The organism is Nocardioides sp., assembly GCF_034670285.1.
GTDB lineage: Bacteria > Actinomycetota > Actinomycetes > Propionibacteriales > Nocardioidaceae > Nocardioides.
The window spans coordinates 1-3805 of sequence record NZ_JAXMNS010000368.1 but is presented as its reverse complement, the minus strand read 5'-3'; the positions used below and the strand labels follow the sequence as shown (position 1 = coordinate 3805).

The window sequence follows — 3805 nt, the reverse complement described above, 5'->3', positions numbered from 1 at the left end:
CGACGGGCGCCGACGATGCCGGGACTGGTGCGGATCTTTCCTAGGATGGCCCGATGAGCACCAAGTCCCGCCCCTCCGCCGCCCCTCGCGAGCCGCGGGAGCATGCCGGCGGCCGGGTCGTCGTGGTGCTCGTGCTCGTCCTGGGCCTCCTCGTGGCCGGCGGGTACGCCGCCGCCTACGCCGCGGCCGGTGACAACGTTCCGCGCGGCACCCGCGTGGCGGGCGTCGACATCGGCGGTCGCAGCAGCGCCGGCGCGGTCAAGCTGTTGGTCGACGAGCTCGGGCCGAGCGTCCGGGCTCCGATCGAGGTGGTCGTCGACGACACCGTGCTGAGCATCGACCCCAGGACCTCCGGGCTGGGCGTCGACTTCCAGGCCACCGTGCGTCAGGCCGGCGGCGGCCGCTCGTGGGCACCGGAGCGGCTCTGGAACTACTACACCGGCGGCGACGACCTCGAGCCCGTCGTCATGGTCGACGACGACACGCTCGAGGCCGCGATCGACGAGGCCGCCGAGGAGGTCGGCACCCCGGCGCGCGACGGTCGCATCCGCTTCGTCGACGGACGGGTCGTCGTGCGCGACCCGAAGGTCGGCGCCGGTCTCGACACCGCAGCCGTGGCCGAGTCCGTGCGTGAGGCCTATCTGAGCGGCGACGCCGTCACGGCCTCGCTGGTCGACCTGGCTCCCGAGATCGGCGACGACGAGGTCACCGCCGCTCTCGACGGCTTCGCCAACCCGGCGATCTCCGGCCCGGTGACCATGAAGTTCGGTGCCTCGCGCGTCAGCCTGTCGCCTCGCGACTACGCCGACGCGCTCTCGCTCGACGCCGTCGACGGTGAGCTGGTGCCCGCGGTCGACGAGGACGTGATCGTCGCTCTCGTCGAGGACGCCACCGTCGGCAAGGGAGCGCCGGTCGACGCCACCGTGGCCCTCGTCGACGGCAAGCCCCAGGTCGTGCGCTCCAAGCCCGGTCTGATCTTCGAGCCCGAGGACGTCGTCGAGGCCTTCCTCGACCTCGTGGCCCAGCCCGAGGGCGAGCGGGTCGCCGAGGTCGAGGGCACGGTGCAGCCCGCGGAGTTCACCACCCGCGACGCACGCAAGCTGAAGATCAAGGAGGAGGTCTCCGACTTCAGCACCTTCTTCCCCTACGCCGAGTACCGCAACGTCAACCTCGGTCGCGCCGCGGAGATCATCAACGGCACCGTGCTCAAGCCCGGCGAGATCTTCTCGATGAACGACATCGTCGGCGAGCGCACCCGCGAGAACGGCTTCACCGAGGGCTTCATCATCAGCAACGGGATCTTCAAGGAGGACCTCGGCGGCGGGGTCTCGCAGATGGCCACGACCTTGTTCAACGCGATGTTCTTCGCGGGGCTCAAGGACATCGAGCACAAGCCGCACTCCTTCTACATCGACCGCTACCCGATCGGCCGCGAGGCGACCGTGGTCTTCGGCGCACTCGACCTGCGCTTCCAGAACGACACCGAGTACGGCGTGCTCGTCACCGCCGACGTGACGCCGTCGACGCCGTCCTCGCAAGGCGAGCTGCGGGTGCGCATGTTCTCCACCAAGGTCTGGGACATCGAGTCGATCACCGGCGGGCGCTACAACCCCACCTCGCCGGAGACGCGCACGCTGACCACCGAGGACTGCTACCCCAACACGGGCTACGACGGGTTCACGATCGACGTGACCCGGGTCTTCCGCAACGTCGGTGAGGACGAGGTCGTGCGGCGCGAGGTCTTCAACACCGTCTACACGCCCAGCGACACCGTGATCTGCAAGGACCCCGAGCCCAAGAAGTCCGGCAACGGCTGAGCCGCGGAGCACGTCGGCGACCTCACCTAGGCTGCGTGACGTGCGCCATACGACCCGGACCTCCCTGCTCGCCCTGCTCGTCGCGTTGCTGAGCGCTCTTCTCGTCGTGCCCGCTGCTGCGGTGTCGGGCGGGGCGTCGGCCGGGGTCTCGGCCGGGGTGCTCGGTGGTGACCCGCCCGGCGCCAACGACTGGGACTGCGTGCCGACCGTGAAGCGCCCGACGCCGGTGATCCTGGTGCACGGCACGATGGGCGACCGCAAGAACCTGCTCGAGGGGCTCTCCCGCTCGATCAAGAGCAAGGGTTTCTGTGTCTTCTCCCTCGACTACGGCGACCGGGGTCTCAGCGACATCAGGGCCTCGGCCAAGCAGCTCAAGCGCTACACCAAGCGGGTGCTGCGGGCGACCGGGGCGAGCAAGGTCTCGATGGTGGGGCACTCCCAGGGCGGCCTGATGCCGCGCTACCTGATCAAGTTCCTGCGCGGCAAGAAGCTCGTCGACGACCTCGTCGGCATCGCGCCGTCCAACCACGGTACCGCCTTCGTCGGCGGCGACAACCCGATCAGTGCGCTGGTGGCTGCCATCGTGAACGGGCCGTGCCGGGCGTGCGTGCAGCAGGGAGCAGGCTCGCCCTTCCTGACCAGGCTCAACCAGGGCGACGAGACCCCCGGTCGGGTCAACTACACCCAGATCACCACCCGCTACGACCAGGTCGTGGTGCCCCACACCAGCGGCTACCTGACCGAGGGGCGACGAACCACCAACCTCACGCTCCAGGACCTGTGCCCGACCTCGCTCGCCGAGCACGTCACGGTCCCGCTGGCCACGCCCACGATCGACATCGTGCTCGACGCCCTCACGCGTCGAGGTCCGGCGTCGAAGAAGGTCAGCCCGCGCTGCTGACGGCCGTCGTGGTCAGGTAGCAGTAGCGGTGGTGCTCGCGAAAGCCGAGCGCCTCGTAGAGCGCCAGCGCCGGGCGGTTGTCGTCGAGCACCTGGAGGTAGGCGGTCGTCGCCCCCTGCTCCGCGCCCCAGTCGAGCAGTGCCGCCATCACCGCACGTCCCAGGCCCTGGCGACGGGCGGTGGGGGAGACCTCGATGCCGGCGAAGCCGACCCAGTCGTCGGCGAACCCGGCGTAGCCGGTCGCGAGTCCCTCGATCTCCGCCCGCGCCCAGGCACCGGGCACGGCCTCATCCAGCACGGGCTCGGTCGTCGACATGGTGGTCCCGCGGCGCAGGGCGCGCGCCACCTGCGCGGTGCCGGCGACCTGGAAGACCGTCGAGCCGTCGCGGCTCTCCGGCACCCAGCCCAGGCTCAGCAACCGCTCGTGCTCGGGGGAGTGGGTCAGCACGGCGGCCACCGGACGCTCGTAGTGCGCGACCACGCGGGCGACGTCGTCCTCCACGCCCGAGGGGCCGAACGCCAGCACCGAGTGGGCCCGCCGCGCCGTTGCCGTGGCGGAGTCGCGCAGCACCCAGGAGCCCACCGGCTCGGTGACCAGGTCCGGGAAGAGCGCGAAGGCATGTCGCTGCGCCTGCTCCGGGGTGACCCGCGAGCGCACCGAGGGCCTTGGCGGCACCGGCTTGCCGGAGACGATGTCGCGCAGGGCGATCTCGACGTCGGGGCCGTCGGCCGGGCGCACGACGCAGGTCCCGTCGGCCCCGCTGCTCCAGGCCACGCACTCGCCGAGGAGGTCGGTGAGCGCCGGACCACCGGTGGGGCCCTGCTCGCCCGGCACCACCCGTCGTACGACGACGCGGGTGCCGACGACATGGGGCCCGAGCAGGTGCTGACCGGTGTTCACAGAGTGGGGTTCCCGCGGCTCCGGCACACCGGGATACTAGGCTCTGGCGCAACGACCCGCAGAACAACCCTTGGAGGATCACGATGACCTACGTCATCTCGCAGCCCTGTGTCGACCTCAAGGACCGCGCGTGCGTCGACGAGTGCCCCGTCGACTGCATCTACGAGGGCAAGCGGATGCTCTACA

At 70.6% G+C, this 3805-nt stretch carries 3 protein-coding genes and 1 pseudogene; 3 read left to right on the top strand and 1 reads right to left on the bottom strand.

Going from position 1 to position 3805, the window contains the following annotated elements; genetic code table 11:
* Positions 1-53 precede the first annotated feature (53 nt).
* Together VOI19_RS15970 and VOI19_RS15965 are read left to right on the top strand one after the other, a co-directional pair.
* Complete coding sequence (locus VOI19_RS15970; RefSeq protein WP_323793955.1) at positions 54-1817, top strand: VanW family protein; 1764 nt, start codon at positions 54-56, stop codon at positions 1815-1817.
* 40 nt (positions 1818-1857) lie between these two features.
* Positions 1858-2718: an esterase/lipase family protein gene (locus tag VOI19_RS15965; protein ID WP_323793954.1), complete on the top strand. Its 861-nt coding sequence runs from the start codon at positions 1858-1860 to the stop codon at positions 2716-2718.
* Here VOI19_RS15965 and VOI19_RS15960 read toward each other — a convergent pair.
* Positions 2702-3619 (bottom strand): GNAT family N-acetyltransferase, encoded by a 918-nt coding sequence (locus VOI19_RS15960; protein ID WP_323793953.1) that lies wholly within the window; start codon positions 3617-3619, stop codon positions 2702-2704. The genes VOI19_RS15965 and VOI19_RS15960 overlap by 17 nt on opposite strands.
* Before the next feature lie 83 nt (positions 3620-3702).
* On the opposite strand from VOI19_RS15960, the pseudogene VOI19_RS15955 reads away from it, so the two are divergent.
* Positions 3703-3805, top strand: a pseudogene (locus tag VOI19_RS15955) (ferredoxin); the annotation flags it as partial.